Annotated in this window: 22 protein-coding genes; 14 read left to right on the forward strand and 8 right to left on the reverse strand. The window is 63.3% G+C overall.

The window, feature by feature from the left end:
• Window positions 1-127: 127 nt before the first annotated feature.
• A complete protein-coding gene (locus E4T66_RS16270; protein WP_136850149.1) occupies window positions 128-1,024 on the reverse strand; it encodes a VOC family protein in 897 nt (298 codons plus the stop codon).
• Between the two features lie 16 nt (window positions 1,025-1,040).
• Window positions 1,041-2,243 carry a flavin-dependent monooxygenase gene (locus tag E4T66_RS16275; protein WP_136850482.1) on the reverse strand — a complete coding sequence of 401 codons (1,203 nt, stop codon included), beginning with the start codon at window positions 2,241-2,243 and terminating at the stop codon, window positions 1,041-1,043.
• Between the two features lie 329 nt (window positions 2,244-2,572).
• Here E4T66_RS16275 and E4T66_RS16280 point away from each other — a divergent pair, with 329 nt between their 5' ends.
• Both E4T66_RS16280 and E4T66_RS16285 read left to right on the forward strand, forming a co-directional pair.
• Entirely contained in the window at window positions 2,573-3,694 is a 1,122-nt protein-coding gene (locus E4T66_RS16280; RefSeq protein WP_136850151.1) for a Rieske 2Fe-2S domain-containing protein, read from the forward strand.
• 61 nt (window positions 3,695-3,755) lie between these two features.
• Complete coding sequence (locus E4T66_RS16285; protein WP_248679764.1) at window positions 3,756-4,862, forward strand: amidohydrolase family protein; 1,107 nt, start codon at window positions 3,756-3,758, stop codon at window positions 4,860-4,862.
• A 76-nt stretch (window positions 4,863-4,938) separates the two neighbouring features.
• Here E4T66_RS16285 and E4T66_RS16290 read toward each other — a convergent pair whose 3' ends face one another.
• From E4T66_RS16290 to E4T66_RS16310, 5 genes are all read right to left on the reverse strand, one after another.
• Window positions 4,939-5,877, reverse strand: a complete 939-nt coding sequence (locus E4T66_RS16290; protein ID WP_136850155.1) for a DUF4340 domain-containing protein — start codon at window positions 5,875-5,877, stop codon at window positions 4,939-4,941.
• 11 nt (window positions 5,878-5,888) lie between these two features.
• The gene (locus tag E4T66_RS16295; protein WP_136850157.1) at window positions 5,889-7,277 is read right to left on the reverse strand and encodes a GldG family protein; all 1,389 of its coding nucleotides are present in this window, start codon (window positions 7,275-7,277) and stop codon (window positions 5,889-5,891) included.
• 16 nt (window positions 7,278-7,293) lie between these two features.
• Entirely contained in the window at window positions 7,294-8,037 is a 744-nt protein-coding gene (locus E4T66_RS16300; RefSeq protein WP_136850159.1) for an ABC transporter permease, read from the reverse strand.
• The gene (locus tag E4T66_RS16305) at window positions 8,034-8,975 is read right to left on the reverse strand and encodes an ABC transporter ATP-binding protein (RefSeq protein ID WP_136850161.1); all 942 of its coding nucleotides are present in this window, start codon (window positions 8,973-8,975) and stop codon (window positions 8,034-8,036) included. The genes E4T66_RS16300 and E4T66_RS16305 overlap by 4 nt, the downstream gene beginning before the upstream one ends.
• Before the next feature lie 135 nt (window positions 8,976-9,110).
• A complete protein-coding gene (locus tag E4T66_RS16310; RefSeq protein WP_136850163.1) occupies window positions 9,111-9,992 on the reverse strand; it encodes a lysophospholipid acyltransferase family protein in 882 nt (293 codons plus the stop codon).
• 200 nt (window positions 9,993-10,192) lie between these two features.
• Here E4T66_RS16310 and dtd point away from each other — a divergent pair, with 200 nt between their 5' ends.
• The 12 genes from dtd to E4T66_RS16370 all read left to right on the forward strand — a co-directional run bounded on the left by dtd (window position 10,193) and on the right by E4T66_RS16370 (window position 18,452).
• A complete protein-coding gene (dtd, locus tag E4T66_RS16315; protein WP_136850165.1) occupies window positions 10,193-10,633 on the forward strand; it encodes a D-aminoacyl-tRNA deacylase in 441 nt (146 codons plus the stop codon).
• 166 nt (window positions 10,634-10,799) lie between these two features.
• The gene (gene hisB, locus E4T66_RS16320; RefSeq protein ID WP_136850167.1) at window positions 10,800-11,393 is read left to right on the forward strand and encodes an imidazoleglycerol-phosphate dehydratase HisB; all 594 of its coding nucleotides are present in this window, start codon (window positions 10,800-10,802) and stop codon (window positions 11,391-11,393) included.
• A 44-nt stretch (window positions 11,394-11,437) separates the two neighbouring features.
• Entirely contained in the window at window positions 11,438-12,076 is a 639-nt protein-coding gene (gene hisH, locus E4T66_RS16325) for an imidazole glycerol phosphate synthase subunit HisH (protein ID WP_136850169.1), read from the forward strand.
• 178 nt (window positions 12,077-12,254) lie between these two features.
• Window positions 12,255-12,983: a 1-(5-phosphoribosyl)-5-[(5-phosphoribosylamino)methylideneamino]imidazole-4-carboxamide isomerase gene (gene hisA / locus E4T66_RS16330; RefSeq protein ID WP_136850171.1), complete on the forward strand. Its 729-nt coding sequence runs from the start codon at window positions 12,255-12,257 to the stop codon at window positions 12,981-12,983.
• A 73-nt stretch (window positions 12,984-13,056) separates the two neighbouring features.
• The gene (hisF, locus tag E4T66_RS16335; protein WP_136850173.1) at window positions 13,057-13,827 is read left to right on the forward strand and encodes an imidazole glycerol phosphate synthase subunit HisF; all 771 of its coding nucleotides are present in this window, start codon (window positions 13,057-13,059) and stop codon (window positions 13,825-13,827) included.
• A gap of 50 nt (window positions 13,828-13,877) precedes the next feature.
• The gene (locus E4T66_RS16340; RefSeq protein WP_136850175.1) at window positions 13,878-14,216 is read left to right on the forward strand and encodes a phosphoribosyl-ATP diphosphatase; all 339 of its coding nucleotides are present in this window, start codon (window positions 13,878-13,880) and stop codon (window positions 14,214-14,216) included.
• A 10-nt stretch (window positions 14,217-14,226) separates the two neighbouring features.
• Window positions 14,227-14,463 carry a Sec-independent protein translocase subunit TatA gene (gene tatA, locus E4T66_RS16345; protein WP_136850177.1) on the forward strand — a complete coding sequence of 79 codons (237 nt, stop codon included), beginning with the start codon at window positions 14,227-14,229 and terminating at the stop codon, window positions 14,461-14,463.
• Window positions 14,464-14,501: 38 nt separating this feature from the next.
• Window positions 14,502-14,852 (forward strand): Sec-independent protein translocase protein TatB, encoded by a 351-nt coding sequence (gene tatB / locus E4T66_RS16350; RefSeq protein WP_136850179.1) that lies wholly within the window; start codon window positions 14,502-14,504, stop codon window positions 14,850-14,852.
• A gap of 3 nt (window positions 14,853-14,855) precedes the next feature.
• Complete coding sequence (gene tatC, locus E4T66_RS16355; RefSeq protein ID WP_136850181.1) at window positions 14,856-15,620, forward strand: twin-arginine translocase subunit TatC; 765 nt, start codon at window positions 14,856-14,858, stop codon at window positions 15,618-15,620.
• A complete protein-coding gene (locus E4T66_RS16360; RefSeq protein ID WP_136850183.1) occupies window positions 15,620-16,312 on the forward strand; it encodes a response regulator transcription factor in 693 nt (230 codons plus the stop codon). Before tatC ends, E4T66_RS16360 begins: the two co-directional genes overlap by 1 nt.
• Entirely contained in the window at window positions 16,309-17,583 is a 1,275-nt protein-coding gene (locus E4T66_RS16365) for a sensor histidine kinase (protein WP_136850185.1), read from the forward strand. Before E4T66_RS16360 ends, E4T66_RS16365 begins: the two co-directional genes overlap by 4 nt.
• Window positions 17,584-17,648: 65 nt before the next feature.
• Window positions 17,649-18,452 (forward strand): metal-dependent hydrolase, encoded by an 804-nt coding sequence (locus E4T66_RS16370; RefSeq protein ID WP_136850187.1) that lies wholly within the window; start codon window positions 17,649-17,651, stop codon window positions 18,450-18,452.
• Window positions 18,453-18,466: 14 nt separating this feature from the next.
• On the opposite strand, the gene E4T66_RS16375 is transcribed toward E4T66_RS16370, so the two are convergent.
• A complete protein-coding gene (locus E4T66_RS16375; protein WP_136850189.1) occupies window positions 18,467-19,189 on the reverse strand; it encodes a LolA-like protein in 723 nt (240 codons plus the stop codon).
• Window positions 19,190-19,196 lie beyond the last annotated feature (7 nt).

The following is a 19,196-nucleotide window of genomic DNA, read 5'->3' on the forward strand; positions in this document are numbered from 1 at the left end:
GCAAATTAAGGCGCGACAAACCCTTAAACGTGGGCGATGTCGCGGGGCTAAAGACGAAGAATGACGTGCGTGCGCAAATGCACTGCACGCGTAACAAGGCGAATGCGGAGGAATTGCATCGCAGGGATCAGCCGAAGCCGACCGAGAAATCGTGGCCCCACTGACTGACCGCGGTGGCCTCGAACACGTTGTGCCGGTCCCAGTCGATCACGGCGCCGCCGGTGCCAAACTCCAGTGCGAAGTTCGACGGTGTCAGCATGTAGAACGAGATCACCTGATCGTTGACGTGTCGTCCCAGCGTCGCCATCAGCTTGATGTCGTGTTTGAGCATGCGGTCGTAGGCGCGACCGACTTCGTCCATCGACGGCACCTCGACCATCGCGTGCACGCAGCCGCTCGGCACCTCGCCTTCGTACAGCGCGAGACTGTGATGGCGGCCGTTGGCACAGTGCGTGAAGTAGATCCGCTTCAGCGGTTCGGCCGGATCGCTGGTGTAACGATGGCGGTACAGATCGGCCAGGCCGAAGCCGAGCACGTCCTGGAAGAAGGCCCAGGTCGCGTCGAAGTGTGGCGCCGGTAGCACGGTGTGGCCCACGCCCAGGGTGCCGGTGACGAAGGCGGGCACGCCAACCGGCGATACGAAGCGTGTGAAGTCGGACTGATGCCCCCAGAATAGTTCGTGCTGATTGCCGGAGGGGTCGCGCAGCAACAGCAATGCTTGCACCTTGCGCGCATCGCACAGCTCGGCCGAGCCGCGCTCGAAGGCGGTACCGCTGCGCTGAAGAAATTCAGCCGCAGACTCGAAAGCATCTTCGTCGGCCAGCTGCCAGCCGGACGCGCGATAACGGTTTTCCGGTCCGCGTTGCACGGCGATGCGGTGACAGCGTTCGTCCATCTTGAGATACAGACCGCCGTCCGGCGCGTCGTGTGCAGACAGGCCGACGACGTCCTCGGCAAAGCGGCGCCAGCGTTCGGGTTCGTCGCACTCGGCGACGATGTAGGCGAGTTGCTTGATGCGGATCATTGGCGCGACCTCCTGCTCAGATGAAGAAGTCGGTGTTGTCGTGGCCCAGCAACACGCCGCCATAGTTGCGCGCGAACAGATCGGGATTGTTGGCGTAGTGCGTGCGGCCGGCGTGAATGTCGAGGAAGTGCCGGACCAGCGGGTTGTCGTTGAACAACCCGCGTGCCCCGGAGGTCACGAACAGGCGATAGACCAGTTGCGCGCAACGCTCGACCACCATCGCGGCCTGGTAGCGGTAGTGCAGGCGCGTCTCGATATCCAGTGAGATGCGCGCCTCGGCGGCGGCCATCAGGGACGCGAAGTTGCGCTGGAGCACCAGCTTCATTTCGTCGATCGCGACCGAGGCTTCCGCAACCGCCGTTTGGACCGGCGCCTGTTCCGCGGTGCGCGTGCCCATGTCACCGACACGGGTGGATGCGAAATCGCGGAATGACAGCAGCGCGCCCTGCAGTGCCCCGATCGCCGAAGACGACACCGCCCGCACGAAGATCTGCCCGAACGGCAGCCGATACAGCGGCGCAGTGTTGATCGCCAGCCCCGGGCTGGTGCCGGCGAAACCATCCGCCGACTTGTGCGTGCGGTGTTCGGGCACGAACGCATCCTTGACCACGACGTCGTGACTGCCGGTCGCGCGCAGGCCCATCGTGTCCCAGGTATCGAGCACTTCAATGTCCGCACGCGGCAGCAGGAAGGTGCGGTATTCCGGTGCGCCGCCCTCCTGTGCGGGCGGTACCAGCCCGCCAAGCAATACCCACTGGCAATGGTCGATGCCGCTGGAGTAGCCCCAGCGTCCGCTGAAGCGGAAGCCCCCCTCGACTTTCTGCACCTGTCCCTTGGGCATGTAGCTGGATGCAATCAGCACCGAGGTGTCGTCACCCCAGACGTCCTGACTGGCGCGGTCGTCGAGCAGCGCCATCTGCCAGTTGTGCACGGCGATTACGCCGTAGATCCAGGCGGTCGACATGCAGGCCTGTGCCAGGGCCATCTGGATTTCGTAAAACACATCCGGCGACATTTCGTAGCCGCCATAGCGGCGGGCCTGCAGTACACGGAACAGTCCGGCTTCCTGCATCTCGCGCACGGTCTGTTCCGGTACACGGCGCTGCTGTGCGGCGAGTGCCGCGCGTTCACGCAACACCGGCTGCAGTCTCTGCGCGCGGCGAATCAATTCCTGCGCCGTGGGTATTTCACGCGCGCTGGCGGAGTGCGTTGAAGGCACGGTCTGGGTGGCGGTCTGACTGTTCACGTGAAAACTCCGTCGGCAATTAAGGCGGGTTACTTATCGCTTTCAGTCTGACCGACGAACTCGTCCGAAGTGACTACCGCCGATTCATGCCCCGGCGCCGCTCCGGCGCCGCGACAAAGACTTAACATACTGAAAAACATGAAGTTTCATGGAGCATCGCGGGCGTGCGCGCTGATACTCCTGATGCACTGTACGGGTCATTGATCTGGATCAATCGCCAGAAGGCCCAACTCATTCGAACAGATGAGGTTTACCCCCAAGCGACGCCCGACAGTGCGAGCACGTCATCACCGGAGCCGCACATGTCCACCGTCATCAACTCGTCGCGAGCCACACAGACCGCCCAGCAAGCTGCGTATGAAATCCAGGCGGCCCCGCTGCCGGATCGCTACGCCCGTGGATGGCATTGCCTCGGTCTGGCCAGCACCTTCCGCGACGGCGAGCCGCACAGTGTCAGTGCCTTCGGCACGCGCATCGTTGTGTTCAAGGGTGAGGACGAGCAGCTGCGCGCGCTCAACGCCTGGTGCCCGCACATGGGTGCCGATCTCGGCATCGGCAAGGTCGAAGGCAACCGCGTCGTCTGCCGTTTTCACGGCTGGGCCTTCGGTGGCAACGGTTCCTGCGAGGACATTCCCTACAGCAAGACGATTCCGCCCAAGGCGCGCGTGCGCAGCTGGCCACTGCAGGAGCGCAACCAGCTGCTGTTCATCTGGAACGATGTCGAGGGCAATCCGCCGCCGCCGGAGCAGGACATTCCGCAGCTGCCGCAGGTCGGTTCACCCGAGTGGTCGGACTGGTCGTTGTCGCAGTGGGTGATCGACAACAACTGCCGCGAACTGGTCGACAACCTGTCGGACCTCGCGCACTTCGGTCCGGTACACGGCTCGTCCAACGTCAAGTACTTCGCCAACATCTTCGAAGGCTCGCGGGCAACGCAGGTGATGGTCGGGATCAATGAGCGCCTGGGCGGAACGCGCAATCACCTGACCACGGTCGCGACTTACTTCGGCCCCGCGACGCTGCTGTGCAAGATGACCGGAGAGTCCGACGGCATGCCGATCGAATCGATTCTGCTGGTGACGAATCTGCCGATTGACCAGATGCACTTCCAGCTCGGTTTCGGCGTGATGGTCAAACGCATTCCCGGTCTGAGCGAAGAACAGAATCAGGCCATGATCAAGCACTACGTCGACCTGACGATCCAAGCCTTCACCGAGGATGTTGCGGTCTGGCACAACAAGGTGCGCGTCGACAACCCACTGCTGTGTGCAGGCGACGGTCCGATCCTGCAGCTGCGCAACTGGTACTCGCAGTTTTACACCGATGCCGATGCGGTGCCGGCTGATCTGGCGCAGCGGCGTGTGGTCGAGATCAATCTCGGGCTCGATGCCCATCCCGAATTGCAGCACGCCTTTCAACACTGAAGCCTGAGTTCAGGCCCATCCGAATTTTCACAAACTAAGCATGACGCTGGAGGTAGCAACGATGTCCGCAATGACTGCTGAACACGATCGCCTGGTCTCGGTCGATTCCCATGTGCATTTCACCGACGAGTGGATCAAGGCGCGTTTGCGCAAGGAGCTGCATGCAGTCTGGGATGACGCCAACCAGAAAGCCGAGGAATACGCGGCCAAGGTGCTGCGTGGCGGCCAGAAGAATCTGGAGCTGGAGGATTTCGTCGATCCCGAGGCGTCGAAGGATCCCGGGCACTTCAATCCGAAAGGCAAGCTCGAGGCGATGGATCGCGACGGCGTCTTCGCCGAAGTGATCTTTCCGGAGCTGGCCGGCGCCAAGATCGTCAATCCCAGCCTGATGGGCAATGACTGGAAGGAAGTGTTCCAGGGCTACAACAACGCCATGGCAGACTTCGCCGCCTATGATCCGGTCCGCCTGATGACGGCGTACCAGCTGCCCCTGTATGACATCGACTTCGCGGTCAAGGAAGTCGAACGGCTGGCCAAGGAAAAGAAGGCGCGCTGCGTGCAGCTGACGCCGTTCCCCTCCGACTACGGTCTGCCGGACTTCTATCACGAGCGCTACGTGCCGCTGTGGAAGACGATTGAGGAAACCGGGCTGACGATCCTGAACCACCTGGATCTCAAGCTCAGCCTCTGGGATGTGTTCCGTCGCGATCCGACTCCTCAGAAGGGCATCTTCACCGGCCTCGCCTGGGCACCGCTGGCCGAGACCATCGCCATGTGGATCCTGACCGGAACGCTGGAGAAGTATCCGAAGATGAAGGTGTTGTTCGTTGAGCCGGGCCTGGGCTGGCTGCCGTGGTTCTTCGAGACGCTGCTCGATCCGCGTATGCATCAGCACTACGAGTTCCCCGGCGTGAAGCGTCCGCCGTCGGAAACCTTCAAGGCGCAGTGCGGCGCGACCTTCATGTACGAGCCGCTGGGCCTGAAAGCAGCGTACGACTACTTCGGCGCCGACTGCCTGTACTGGTCCACCGACTTCCCGCACCCGGCGACGTGCTGGCCGAACTCGCGCGAACAGGTGATCAGCCAGTTCAAGGAAGCCGGCATTCCCGACGCTGACCGTCGCAAGATCACGTCGGAGAACGGACTGAACGTATTCGGCTTGAAGTAGCCGAAGCGAGCTGCTTCACACAAACGGCCCGCATCAAGCGGGCCGTTTGTTGTTGAGGTGCAGCGTTCCGAACCCGTCACGGATCAGTGGGTTCCTCGGCGTCGGACGCCGGTGTCGCCGCTGGCGCGTTTTCAGCAGTGGGCGCCGCGATGCTGTAAGGAGCGGCACCGGGAGGCGGTGTTGGCGCCGGTTTCGGCAACGCCAGCAACTTGTCGGCATCCGCCTTCGACAGCGTGTAGCGCACGCCGTAAGCGGGACTGTCGATCACCAGCTGCGGGTCGATTTCGATCAGGCGCAGATCAAGCTCACCGTCGGCGAGCACGAGGCGGATCGGTTTGCCGGCGTCACCGGCGTCAGCCGGCCGCGCCGCGTTCCACATCGCATGTGCGCTGGTCCATGCGTTGACGAACTGGCTCAGTTGATCGGTGCTGGCGTCGCTGTGACCTTCGGCAACCCAGGCGCCGCTGCTGCGGTCGACGTCGAGCCCCGGCACTTCGATGCGCTGGATCCTGGCGTCCTTCGGCAGCAAGTCCTTGGAAACCAGGTCCGAATAGTCGGCGTCGAGCGCTGCGCTGGGCGGATCGGAAACCAGTGCGACCGTATCGCCATGCTTGATGTAGCGACGGAACTTGATCGGCTCGGCGTCGCCGAAGGCCAGCACCTGATCGTTCAGTGTGATCGTGTATTGCGGCGGATCAAGCTTGAGTTCCTTCTGGTCCACGTCAGTCAGCGCCAGACTGCGTTCGACGTCGAGTTCTGCCAGCCCCACCAAGCTGCTGACTTCGAACGGATCGGTCGGCGCGTCGACCGGTGCGGTGAGGCGCCAGTTGCCGTCCTGCCTGGCCAGCTTGATCTCGGGCGCGCCGGGATGCGCGATGCTGATCGATGTCACCGCGTCCTGTGCCAGCGGCGTCAGCGGCGGCAGCTTCTCCGGCTTGTCGCGTCCGACCCAGACCGCAACCGCAAGGCCGATCACGGCAGCGAACAGTCCGATGTTGAGTTGCATGCGTTTCATGGCGTGCTCCTCTATTTACGCCGACGGATCGCCCAGCGGGTGACGCCGAAGCCGATCAGCAACAGCGGCAGCACGCCGATGAAGCCCGCCCAGATCATGATCGAAGCCCAACCCGGCAGATACAGCTGCGTGTCGGGTGCCTTCTTGATGTCGATGTTGAGCTGGGCGTCGCGGCTGGCCAGCCACTGCACGATGTTCAGACCGAGCTGCTGGTTGCCGAGCTCGCCGATGTAGGCGTCGGACAGGAAGTCGGCGTCGCCGATCAGTGCAACGCGTTGCGGATGGCTCTTGTCGTCGACCGCCGGGGTGTTCTCGTCGCCACTTTTCGGCGCGTCGCCTTTGCCGGCATAGGTGCGGGTCAGCGTCATGCCGATGTTCAGCGGGCCCGGGATGTCAGTCGGATCCAGTTGCACGCGACCGGACTCGATGTCTCCGGTTTCCAGCCACGCCGACTCGGACGTCTGCAACATCGGTTGCGCGGTCCAGCCTGCAACGGCGCCGGTACTGATCAGCGAACGCACCAGCGGGAACAAGGTGACCATGTCCAGGCCCTGCGTCACCGGATTGGGCGGATAGCCGACCGCGGCGAAGAAGCCCGGGTGACCGGTACCGAGAATCTGGTATTCCGGCAGGATCGCGTAGCCGTTCTGCCACTCGATACCCAGATCCTTGGCGAGGTCGTCCATGCCGGCCGGAAAGTCCGGATCGGCCAGCCACAGCAGGTTGCCGCCGTTCTTGACGTAGTCGCGGATGATCTGGATCTCGCCGTCGAGCAGCTTGGAGCTGGGCGAGGCAATGACCAGTTCGCTGGTGTTGTCCGGAATGCTCGGATTCGACACCAGATTCAGGCCCTGCACTTTCAGACCTTTGTCCTTCAGTGCCTGCGCAAACCGCGCGTACGTGGTCGGGCCTTCACCGGTGATGGGACGTTCGCCATGCCCTTCGAGGAACACGACGTACTGATCGCCGGAATACGCCAGTCGCTGCAGCGCGGTGGTGATTGCCTGCTCGGTCGTCTGGCGCAGGTTCTCGCGCCGTCCCTGATATTCGACGACGACTTCACCGACGAAGTTGATGTTGAATTCGCGGACTTTCTGCGGCGAAGCGCTGGGGTCGACGAACTGGATCCCGATGTCGGACTTTTCCTTCTTGTACTTGCCGAGATCTTCCTCGACCACGCGGCGTGAGTCCGCGCCGCTGGGCTCGAACACATAGAAGGTGACCGGGTCCTTCATCGAGTCGAGCAGTTGCACGCTCGCTGCGGTCAGGGTGTTGCGCTTGTTGGCCGTCCAGTCCAGTTCGGTCTTGAAGCGGACCGACAGCACGCCGAGCAGCACGATCACGGCGAGGAACAGCGCGCCGCCGACCAGCTGTTGAATCAGAGTTTGTTTCTTGTTCATGTGTATTGGCCCCTGATCAATTGCGTTCCATGTCCAGCCGCAGTACCGCGAGCCATAGGAACAGCGCGGAGAACAGGACGTAGTAGATCGCGTCGGCGGTGTCGAAGACGCCGCGGCGCAGGCTTTCGTAGTGATCGATCAGCGACAGATACGAGAACACTTCCTTGAACGGGATGCTGTCGTTGTAGCCGAGGATGTTGATCAGCCAGACCACCAGCAGCAGGCCGAAGCTGCCGACCGCGGCGATGGTCGGTTCACGGGTCAGCGACGACACGAACAGGCCGGCGGCACCAAAGGCCATCATCAGCAGGAACAGCCCGAACAGCCCGGCGGCGATGCGGCCCCAGTCCAGATCGGTCGACCAGTTCAGTGACAGCGGCATCAAGGCCATCAGCACCACGATCGCGGCGATGAAGCCGAGCAGGCCGACGAACTTGCCGAGCACGATTTCGGTCAGCGACACCGGCGCCGAGAACAGCAAGGTGATCGAGCCGGATTTCCGTTCTTCCGAGAACAGCCGCATCGTCATCAGCGGCATGATCAGCAGCAGCAGGATCGTGGCAAAGCCATAGAGCGAGCCGCCGATGTAGTCGGAGACGCCGAACTCTTCCCCACTGCCCGGATTGTTGGCGAATTCGACCAGCAGGTTGATGAAGACGAAACCCATGATGAACTGCACGATCGCCAGCACCGACCAAGCTAGCGGCGACAGGAAGATGCGGCGCATCTCGTAGCGTGCAATGTTGAAAATGTTGCTCATGCGGCGCTCCTGACGTCGTCGCCGGAAGTCAGCTCGACGAAGATTTCTTCCAGGGTGTGGGTTTCGGCGCTGAGCTCGTACAGGCCCCAGTTGCCCTGCGTGGCGGCTTCGGCGATCGCATCACGCGGATCGGCCTCGGCGGCACAGCTGCAGCGGAAGAGCCCATCACCGAGGGCAGTCACCGACTTGATGCCGGCGATCCCGGCGAGGGCGCTCTGTTCCGGTGCCCGGCGCAATCCGACCCGCACATTGCGGAAGCGGTCCGAGCGGGTGGCTTCGAGCGAGTCGTTATAGACCACGCGGCCGCGCGCGATGATGATCACGCGTCCGCACACCGCCTGCACTTCCGGCAGGATGTGGCTGGACAGGATCACGCTGTGATTCTGGCCGAGCTGGGTGATCAGGCTGCGGATTTCGCGGATCTGGATCGGGTCCAGGCCGACGGTGGGTTCGTCGAGCACCACCACCGGCGGTCGGTGAATGATGGCCTGCGCGATGCCGACGCGCTGCTGGAAACCCTTGGACAGGTTGCCGACCAGACGACTGCCGACTTCCGTCAGTCCGCAGTCGCGCTTGGCCGAGTCGACCGCCGCTTCCCGGTTGGCCTTGGCGACGCCGTGCAGCGTGGCGCAGTAGCGCAGGTACTCGTCGACGGTCAGCTCCGGATACACCGGCGGCTGTTCCGGCAGATAGCCCAGCGAGCGCTTGGCCGCCTTGGCGTCATCGTGCATCGACTTGCCGCCGATCAGCACCTCGCCTTCCGTGGGCGCCAGGTTGCCGGTCAGCATTTTCATCGTGGTGGATTTGCCGGCGCCGTTCGGCCCCAGCAATCCCAGAATCTCCCCCTTCCGCAGCGTCAGACTCAGATTGTCGACAGCTACGGTCGGTCCATACCGGCGCGTCAGTCCGCGCGCCTCGATCAGGACTTCGCTTTCCATGATTTCCTTATTCTTGAGGTGAAGGAAAAAGACAGCGCAGCCTGTGACAGGCTGCGGATTGATGAGTTCCGACGGCCGGCGATTCTATGCTGTACCGCTACCGGACGTACGTTTGCTCCCCCAATGCCCCCTCATTCAGTAGAAGCGCGGCTGATCGGGCGGGCGCCGGCGATAGCGCTTGTAGCTCCACCAATATTGCTGTGGCCAGCGCCGGATCACGTCCTCGACGCCGCGATTGAGCGCAGCGACACCGGTTTCCGGGTCGCCGACGTCGGCCGGCGCCGGGATCAGGTGCAGTGCGTAGCCGCGACCGCGCGGTCTGCGCTCGGCAATGCAGAACCAGACCGGTGCACCGCTGCGTGCCGCGAGCTTGCTGACCAGCTCGGTGGTATGTGCCGGTATGCCGAACAGCGGCGCGAACTCGCCGGAACCGGGCGGTGGATCATGGTCCGGCAGGATGCCGATCATCTCCTTGTTCTTCAGCGCTGCGAGCAGGCTTTTCACGCCGGCCCCGGTCGTCGGCACCAAGGCCGCGCCGAGGCGACTGCGGCCCTCGCGCACCAGCGCATCAAATGCGCCCTTCTGCGGTTTGTACAGCGAGGTCATCGGACCGTTTGCTGAACAGAACAGGCCGGCGAGCTCCCAGGCTCCGATATGCGGACACAGCCAGATCACGCCCTTGTCCTGCGCGCGCAGTGCCTCGAGCTGGCGGCGCGCATCCGCGTCTTCGAGCCACGCCCGCAGCTGCGATTCGGGGCCGAACCACAGCACCGGTGCCTCGATGATGGCCTGCAGCATGTGCACCAGACTGCGTCGCTCGATCTGGCGCCGCTGCATGGCATCGAGATCCGGCAGGCAGCGTTCGAGATGCAGTCGCGTGATCTGCCGCTGTCGGTTGGGCAGCCATCCCAGCAGCGTGCCGAAGACCGCGGCGACGCCGTGCAACCCAGGCAGCGGCACGTGGCCGAGCAGTGTCAGCAAGCGGCGCAGCGCCGCCCGGGTCCGGTCTGAGTTCATGGCGCGCGATTTTGGCCGGGGCGCCGGGCAAAAAAAAGCCCGGCAAATGCCAGGCCTGAATTTAGGGAGGAAAAACCATGTGTATTGCCGCTGCGATACGATGGCAACGCCTCGACAACACGGCGCCAGTGTGCGGACTGAGCGGGGCGCTGGATGTCGGCGCAGTCACCACCGCCCACGTAAGAAATTTCTGATATTGAATGATCGGTATGTTGCAGCGGGTGACCTGGGCCGAGGTGCGGATCCAGGATGAGATCGTCGGGCGGATCGGGCCGGGCTTGCTGGTGCTGGTCGGCGTTCAGCGCGGCGACGGCACCGCGCAGGTGGAGCGGCTGCTGGAGCGGTTGCTGAGCTATCGGGTGTTTGCAGACGATGCCGGACGCATGAATCGCAGTCTGCGCGATACCGGGGGTGGTCTGCTGCTCGTCCCGCAGTTCACCTTGGCCGCGGATACTGACAAGGGCACGCGCGCAGGGTTCTCACGCGCGGCCGAACCGGCGCAGGCGCAGGCACTGTTCGAGGCTTTGGTCGACCGGGCCCGGCACCAGCATGCCGAGGTGGCGGCAGGCCGGTTCGGCGCGGATATGCAGGTTGGCCTGGTCAACGACGGTCCGGTGACCTTCTGGCTGGAGGCGCGTTAGCGTCGATAGCGCCAGCTGATGCGAGGGCCGCGCGTGCAGGTTCTGTCCCGCCGTTGCGGTGATGCTGGAACCCCGAATCCCGGCGGTCCGGGCGAGAAGCCTGAGCGGTGGTTCAAATCCGCGCAGGCCGGGAGTACCATTGGCGCCCCTTTTGCCCGGGCCGGCCATGCCAGCACGCACTGCCAGCGTCGAACGCGTCACTCAGGAGACGCAGATCCGCGTCGAGGTCAACCTCGACGGGACCGGCGTTGCGCGTTTCGAAACCGGCATTCCGTTCCTCGACCACATGCTGGATCAGGTGGCGCGGCATGGTCTGATCGACATCACGGTCGAGTGCAAGGGTGATCGCCACATCGATGACCACCACTCGGTCGAAGATATCGGCATCACGCTGGGCATGGCGATCGACAAGGCGGTCGGTGACAAGAAGGGGCTGGTCCGTTACGGCCATAGTTATGTGCCGCTGGACGAGGCGTTGTCGCGGGTGGTGATCGACCTGTCGGGTCGGCCGGGGCTGGAGTACACCCTCGAATTCCCGCGTGCGCGTATCGGTGAATTTGACGTCGACCTGTTCCGCGAATTTTTCCAGGGTTTCGTCAATCACTCGAAAACCACCCTGCACATCGACAATCTGCGCGGGCGCAATGCCCACCACATCATTGAAACCGTGTTCAAGGCGTTCGGCCGTGCCCTGCGCATGGCCGTGACGGTCGACCCGCGCATGGGCGACCGCACGCCGTCGACCAAGGGCAGCCTCTAGTTCGGCCGCTTCCGGTCGACGATCCACCTGCGACACCACTCCTTATGGCAGCAGCAATCGGCGTCATCGACTACGGCATGGGCAACCTGCACTCGCTCGGCAAGGCGCTTGAGCGCGTGTCGTCGTCGACCCGCGTGGTGATCAGCTACGACCCTGAAGAATTGCTGGCCTGCGATCGCATCGTGCTGCCGGGTGTCGGTGGCGTGCGTGAGTGCATGAACGAGCTGCGCCGGCTCGAACTCAATGAGATGGTGGTCGAAGCCGCGCGGACCAAGCCGATGCTGGGCATCTGCCTGGGCATGCAGGTGATGCTGGAGTGGAGCGACGAGAACGAAGGCGTACCGGCGCTGGGACTGTTCCCCGGCAAGGTGCAGCGCTTCCCCGAGCCGCCGGCCGACGCCCCCGAGCGGCTGAAAGTACCGCACATGGGCTGGAATCAGGTCAAACAGTCGCGCCCGCACCCGATCTGGGCCGGGGTGCCGGATGAGTCCTGGTTCTATTTCGTGCACAGCTATTACGCCAAGCCGGTCAATCCGGACCATGTACTGGGCACATCCGAGTACACGCATGAGTTTGCTGCTGCCATTGCGCGCGACAACATCGTGGCGTTCCAGTTTCACCCGGAAAAGTCTCAAAACCTGGGCATGATGCTGTTGGCCAACTTTTCCCATTGGGCCCCGTAGATCGCGTATATCGTTAAAATTGCCCGACAACGGCCCTTCCCGGGGTACGGCGGCTTGCCAGCGCCGCACCAATTGAGGCAGAGTTCAGCCCAGTCAGGAAACCGACGAAACGCTTCTTCCCAAGCACGGGCCGACATCCAGTTCACTACCGCCTCCACCTGACCATAGCCGCAGTCCGATGCTGTTGATTCCCGCGATTGATCTCAAGGGTGGCCAGTGCGTACGTCTACGCCAGGGCCGCATGGATGATGTGACCATTTTCTCCGGTGATCCGGTGACGATGGCCAAGAAATGGGCCGACGAGGGGGCGGAACGGCTGCATGTCGTTGACCTTGACGGTGCGGTCAAAGGCCAGCCGATGAACATCAAGGTGGTCGAGGAAATCGTTGCGGCCATCGATATCCCGGTCCAGGTCGGCGGCGGTATCCGCGACGAAGAAACCGTGCAGCGCTACCTGAATTCGGGCGTGCAGTACGTGATCATCGGCACCAAGGCCGTCAACGCCCCGCATTTCCTGCACGACCTCTGCCTGGAATTCCCGCGCCACATCATCGTCAGCCTGGACGCCAAGGATGGGCGCGTCGCTCTCAATGGCTGGGCCAAGCTGACCGGGCATGACGTCATCGAGACCGCAATTCACTGTGAGCGTGATGGTGTCGAGGCGATTGTCTACACCGATATCGCGCGCGATGGCATGCTGCAGGGCTTCAACGTTGAAGCCACGCGCAACCTGGCGCGCTCGCTGAAGACGCCGGTGCTGGCGTCCGGTGGTGTCAGCAGCCTCGACGATATCCGCGCGCTGGCCGAGCTGGAGCCCGATGGCGTCGCCGGTGCCGTGATCGGCCGTGCGATCTATGAAGGCCGGCTCGATTTCAAAGAAGCGATGAAGATCGCCCGCGGCGGCTGATTCGTCGTCGAGCTGCGTCCGCCGAACCTTACGCTGCGACTGCGCTCGCTCCTTTCCTTATCGCTGGGTTCCCATGCTCGCCAAACGCATTATTCCCTGCCTGGACATTGACCGCGGTCGCGTGGTCAAGGGCGTCAAGTTCGAGGATATCCAGGATGCCGGGGATCCGGTCGAGGTTGCGCGCAAGTACGACTACCAGGGTGCCGACGAGCTGGTGTTTCTCGACATCACCGCCAGCCACGAAGACCGGCCGACGCTGTTCCACACGGTTGAGCAGGTTGCTCGGGAAATCTACATTCCGCTGACCGTGGGTGGCGGTGTACGCAGCTGCGCCGATGTCCGCGCGCTGCTGTCTGCCGGGGCCGACAAGGTCAGCATCAATACCGCCGCGGTCGAGCGCCCCGAGCTGGTGACCGAAGCCGGCAGTCGCTACGGCGTCCAGTGCATTGTTGTGGCGATCGATGCCAAGCGGGTCAACAAGAAGAAAGAGCCGCTGCGCTGGGAGGTGTTCACTCATGGCGGCCGCCGCGCTACCGGACTCGATGCGATCGAGTGGGCCGCAAAGATGGTCAAGTACGGCGCCGGTGAACTGCTGGTGACGAGCATGGACCGCGACGGCACCAAGGCTGGTTATGACAATGAGCTGCTCAAGGCGATATCCGATGCCGTGTCGGTACCGCTGATCGCGTCCGGCGGCGTCGGTACGCTCGAGCACCTGTATCAGGGATTCAGCGTAGGTTGCGCCGACGCGGTCCTGGCCGCCAGCATCTTCCATCAGGGCACGCACACCGTCGGCGAAGCCAAGGCGTATCTGGAAAACAAGGGTATCCGCGTCCGTCGCTGAAGCGTCACGAGGACTGGCGTACACTGAGCGACCGCCAGTCATTCGAAACCATGAGCCCCGAGACCCAGACCACCGACGTACTCGCCGCGCTGTATAGCGTGCTGCAGTCGCGCAAAGCGGCCGATCCGGCGGCGTCGTACGTTTCCAGTCTGTATGCCAAGGGGACTGATGCGATCCTGAAGAAGATCGGCGAAGAAGCTGCGGAGACGCTGATCGCAGCCAAGAATGGCGACGACACCCCGCTGATGCATGAATTGGCGGATTTGTGGTTTCACACGCTGGTGCTGATGGCCCATCGGGATCTGCCGTTGTCGCGGCTGACCGACGAACTGCAGCGCCGCTTCGGTACTTCGGGCCACGCTGAAAAGGCTGCCCGATCGAAATCGTGAGGTTAGGACTATGGGTTCTCTGAGCATTGGACACTGGCTGATCGTATTGGTCATTGTGCTGTTGATCTTCGGCACCAAGAAGCTGCGCAACCTTGGTGGCGATCTCGGTGGTGCGATCAAGAACTTCAAGCAGTCGATGCGGGAAGGCGAAGGCGAAGCCGAGCAGTCCATCAATCAGCTGTCGTCGAACGCCGACGCGACCAAGAAGGTCGAACCGCAGACCCAAAGTCAGAACGACAAGGTCTGAGCGCCTACCCGGACGCGATCTGACGGTCGCGGGTGCCTATGTTCGATATCGGCTTCTCCGAACTGCTGATCTGCTTCATCATCGCGCTGGTGGTGCTGGGGCCAGAAAAGATGCCGGGCCTCGCGCGCACGATCGGGCGCTGGACGGGGCAGGCACGTGGCTATCTGCGCAATCTCACGGCGGAGCTGGACCGTGAGGCCAAACTGGCCGATCTGAAGCAGCAGCTGGAAGACGCCAAGCGCGCCGTGCGTGGCGAAACGCAGTCACTGCAGGACACGGTCAAGAACGTCGTTGCCGATGTGCAGAAGGCGGCGCCGTCAAAAGCAACGGAACCGTCGACACCGGCGCAATCGCCGCCCACTCCGCCCTCGCCCCCACCAGAAGCCTGATCCATGTCCGGCACCGAAGAATCTTCCGCCGAACAGCCGCTGATCGCGCATCTGCTGGAGTTGCGTGATCGCCTGCTGAAGATCCTCTACGGCGTCGGCCTGGTGTTCCTGCCGCTGATGTTCTTCGCCAAGGAACTCTACGCATGGCTGGCGCAGCCGCTGCTGAGCCTGATGCCTGTCGGCACCTCCATGATCGCGACGGAAGTCGCCTCACCGTTCTTCACGCCGATCAAGCTGGCCGCGATGGTGTCCCTGGTCATCGCAATGCCGTGGGTGCTGTACCAGATATGGGCCTTTGTTGCGCCGGGCTTGTACAAGAGTGAAAAGCGGCTGGTGATGCCATTGATGTTGTCCAGCACCATCCTGTTCTATTGCGGGATCGCCTTTGCGTATTTCCTGGTGATGCCGACGGTGTTTCATTTCGTCATCAAGGTCGCACCGGAAGGCGTGTCGGTGATGACGGACATCAGCAAGTATCTGGATTTCGTGCTCGGCATCTTCATCGCCTTCGGCCTCGCGTTCGAAACCCCGGTGGCGCAGGTGCTGTTGGTCAAGACCGGATTCGTCACGCCTGCCAAACTCGCGCAGAACCGGCAGTACGTCGTGGTCGGTGTGTTTGTGATCGCGGCGGTGGTGACGCCGCCGGATGTCGTGTCCCAGATCATGCTGGCCGTGCCCATGTATCTGCTGTTCGAGCTTGGCATCATCGCAGCCCGCATCATGGTGCCGGAAAGTCGCGAGGTCGAACGCCAGCAGGAGCAGTCCTGATGCGGATCCTGGTGGTCGAGGATCACGCCGATCTCGCGGCGACGGTTGGCGACTACCTGGCGGCACGCGGCCACACGGTCGATTTTGCCTACGACGGACGCAGTGCCTACACGACGGCCAGCGAAGCGCAATTTGATGTGATCGTGCTCGACCGTGTGATGCCGGCGATGGATGGCGCGACGGTGTGCCGCAAGCTGCGCGGTGAAGCCGGCGTGACCACGCCGGTGCTGATGCTGACCGCGCTCGACACCGTGACCAACCGGATCGAAGGCCTTGAAGCCGGCGCCGATGACTATCTGGTCAAGCCGTTTGCGATGGCTGAGCTGGAAGCGCGCCTGCAGGCGCTGCACCGTCGGGCCAGTGGCAGTGTTGTCAGCCGCAAGCTGGTCGTCGGCGATCTTGAATACGATCCGCAGACGCGCGAGGCCCACCGTGCCGGACAGCTAGTTACGCTGAACCCGACCACGCGCAAACTGCTGGAATTCCTGATGCGGCAGACGCATCGGGTGGTCAGTCGCGAGGAGCTTGAGCATCTGCTGTGGGGTGACGATCTGCCCGACGGCGATGTATTGCGTGCACACCTGCATGTGTTGCGTGCCGCCGTTGACCGGCCATTCACGCACAAGTTGCTACATACCGTGCGGGGTGCAGGCTATCGCCTTGCCGACGACGGGGAAACTGCAGAGACATGATTCGACAGCCGAGTGCGCTGCGCCGAAGGCTGACGTGGGCACTGACCGGGTTGACGATCGCCAGCGCGATGCTGGTGGGGCTCGCGCTGTGGAGCAGTGACACCTACATTGAAGACGCCGCCGTACGCGACCTGATGGAGCGGGAGCTGACTTCACTGGTTGGAGTCGATCCGAGTGGCACGGTTGAAGGCAGTTCGCACGACACCCTGCGTTACTATCGCGGCGATCAGATTCCGCCCGAACTGATCGGCCTGGGACCGGGGTTCCACGAGGAAGTCGCCATCGACGAGCGCGAATTCCACGTGCTGGTGCGCGAAATCGGTCCGAATAATCTGGCCTATCTGGCTTACGACATTTCCTTTGTCGAACATCGGGAATTTGCGCTTGGCCTGGCAACGACGCTGGTACTGCTGATTGTGGCACTCGGCGCCGCGGCACTGGCCGGACGCATCGCCGATCGCACCTTGCGACCGCTGGATGCCCTGGCGGCGCAGGTCCTGAATCTTGATCCCGAGCGGCGTGGCGTGCGTTTGAAGCTCGACAATCTGGACAATGAGCTGGGGGTGTTCGTCAACGCGATAAACACCTACATGCAGGAGCTCGACGCACTGGTCGAACGTGAGCGCGCGTTTGCTGCCGCCGCGAGTCATGAGCTACGGACGCCGCTTGCGGTGATCCAGGGTGCGGCCGAAACGCTGCAGCTGAGCACCGATACGCCGGCACTTGCACGGATCCGACGCGCGGTCGGCGATGCCCGGCATGAACTCGACGCGTTGCTTGCCTTGTCGCGGGTGCGCGAAACGCCGGTACATGAAAGCCTGGAGCTGGTGACTTTTCTGAAGTCGGTGGCCGAACCGTACATCACCGGTGGTACTGCGGTGCGCGTGCAGTGGGATACGCCGGAGGCGATGCAGATCGAGGCGCCGCAAGGCGCGGTCTCGGTCATTTTTTCCAATCTTCTGCGCAACGCGCTGCGCGCCTCGCGCGACGGCACGGTGCGTGTGCGCGTGCGGGAGCGCTGCATTGCCGTCATCGACGACGGCCCGGGCATTCCTGACGACGAACTGCAGCATGTTTTCGAGCCGCGTTTCCGCGGGCGTGATGGGGGGTCGGGCATGGGTCTGTATATCGCCCGGGTCCTGGCTCAGCGCCTGGGCTGGCGTCTTGAGCTCAGCAATCGCGCCGATGGGCGTGGCGCCTGCGCACGCATGCACTTGTCGCCCGACGTCCACCGTTTGACCGGTACAGCCGGAGATTTGACCCCGCGTTGACGCGGCGCTCGCTACAACCGCTTCATCCTTGGCGACAGCCGCTATGGACGGAGAGATCGGCCCGCATGCCTCGCAACACCCGCCATTCAGCCAGCCCGGCGATCGTCGCGTGTGAGGATGCGGATGCCGATCCGGCGTGCGCCGGACGCTACTGGTGTGCGAATGATCCGTTTCGTACGCGCTTCTATCAGACGATGTCGTTGATGGCGCCTGAGGCCGAACGCTTCTTCATCGCCAGCATTCGCGCCTACCTTGACGACATCGACGATCCCGGGCTGCGTGAACAATGCTGCCGTTTCATTCGCGAGGAGGCGCAGCACTCCCGGGTGCATCACGGACTCAACAGGCAGATTCACGCAGGCCTTGCCGATGCGACCGAATTGCTGCGGCCGGCGCGAGGCCTGCTGGACTGGGTGCAGCGCCACGGCTCGCGTCAGTTCAGGCTGGCGTTGACGGTGGCGGGCGAACATCTGTCGGCGATCATGTCGGAGCTGTTTCTGTGCGGCGGCCGCGCGCAGGAAATCAACAACGCGAGAATCCGCGAAGTCTATCTGTGGCACGCACGCGAAGAGATGGGCCACCGTGCGGTCGCGTTCGATCTGCTGAAACAGCGTGCCCATGCCAGCTACCTGCAGCGTGCAGCGGCATTGCTGCTGGTCAGTCTGGTTGCGCCGCTGGTTCTGGTGCCGCTGTTCGTGCGCCTGATGCGGGGAGACCGCGCCGGACGCCAGCCCGACACCTGGCGTCGTGGCCTGGGGTGGTTGCTCGGATGGCGGCAACCGGGTCCCGGGCCGGCACATCTGCTGCGCAACTACCTGCGCTACTTCAGGCCCGGCTTTCACCCGCGACAGATCGCGACACCCGCCTGAGCCGCACGCCGTGTCTACGGCATGTCGAATTCCGCGCCGATCAGCTGCACCCGACTGACACTGCCGCGCTGTGGATGCTCCACATCGAACACACGCACCGCCCAGCGTTGGCCGATACGTGTCAGCGCCAGCGCGCGATAGCGCCGGATCACGCCGCCATTCGCATCCAGCTGTTCGCTCAACAGGGGCAGGCCGATGTCGGCGGCGACGCACGCGCGCAGGCGTCGCGTTCCCGGAGTCGCCTCGCTCAGCTGCACAATCTGGCACTCGTGCTGCAGCAACGTCTGGCTGCCGAGCAGCCCGGTCACTGGCCACAGCCATTGTGGTCCGAGGAAATCCGCCAGTTCCAGATCGGTATCGAACAGCGGCGCCTCGAGTGCCGTTGCGGCCAGCGCCTGCTCGGCGCTCTTGTCATGCTGAGCGGTGATGATCAGCGGCTCACCGCCGGACGCGACGACGCGCAGGCGCTGGCCGCGCAATTCTGACGGTGCGGTCGCCAGTACATCGAAGCGATGCAGGGTACTCGTGCGCGAGCCCTTGATCAGCAGGCCGAGCGGCGTCGCTGCGGTGCTGGTTTCGACCAGCATGCGCACGCGGTAGTCCCCGTTCGGTTGTTGCTGCCGAACCAGAGCGACCAGTGCCTCGGCTTGCGCAATGGACGCGTCCGCGGTTGCTGCAGGAGGAATGCCTTCAGCGTCGGCGGTGGCGGCGTGCGCGGCAGTCAGTGCAGCCAGCAATGCGAGC

It is taken from the genome of Sinimarinibacterium arenosum, from assembly GCF_005047655.1.
Lineage (GTDB): Bacteria > Pseudomonadota > Gammaproteobacteria > Nevskiales > Nevskiaceae > Solimonas.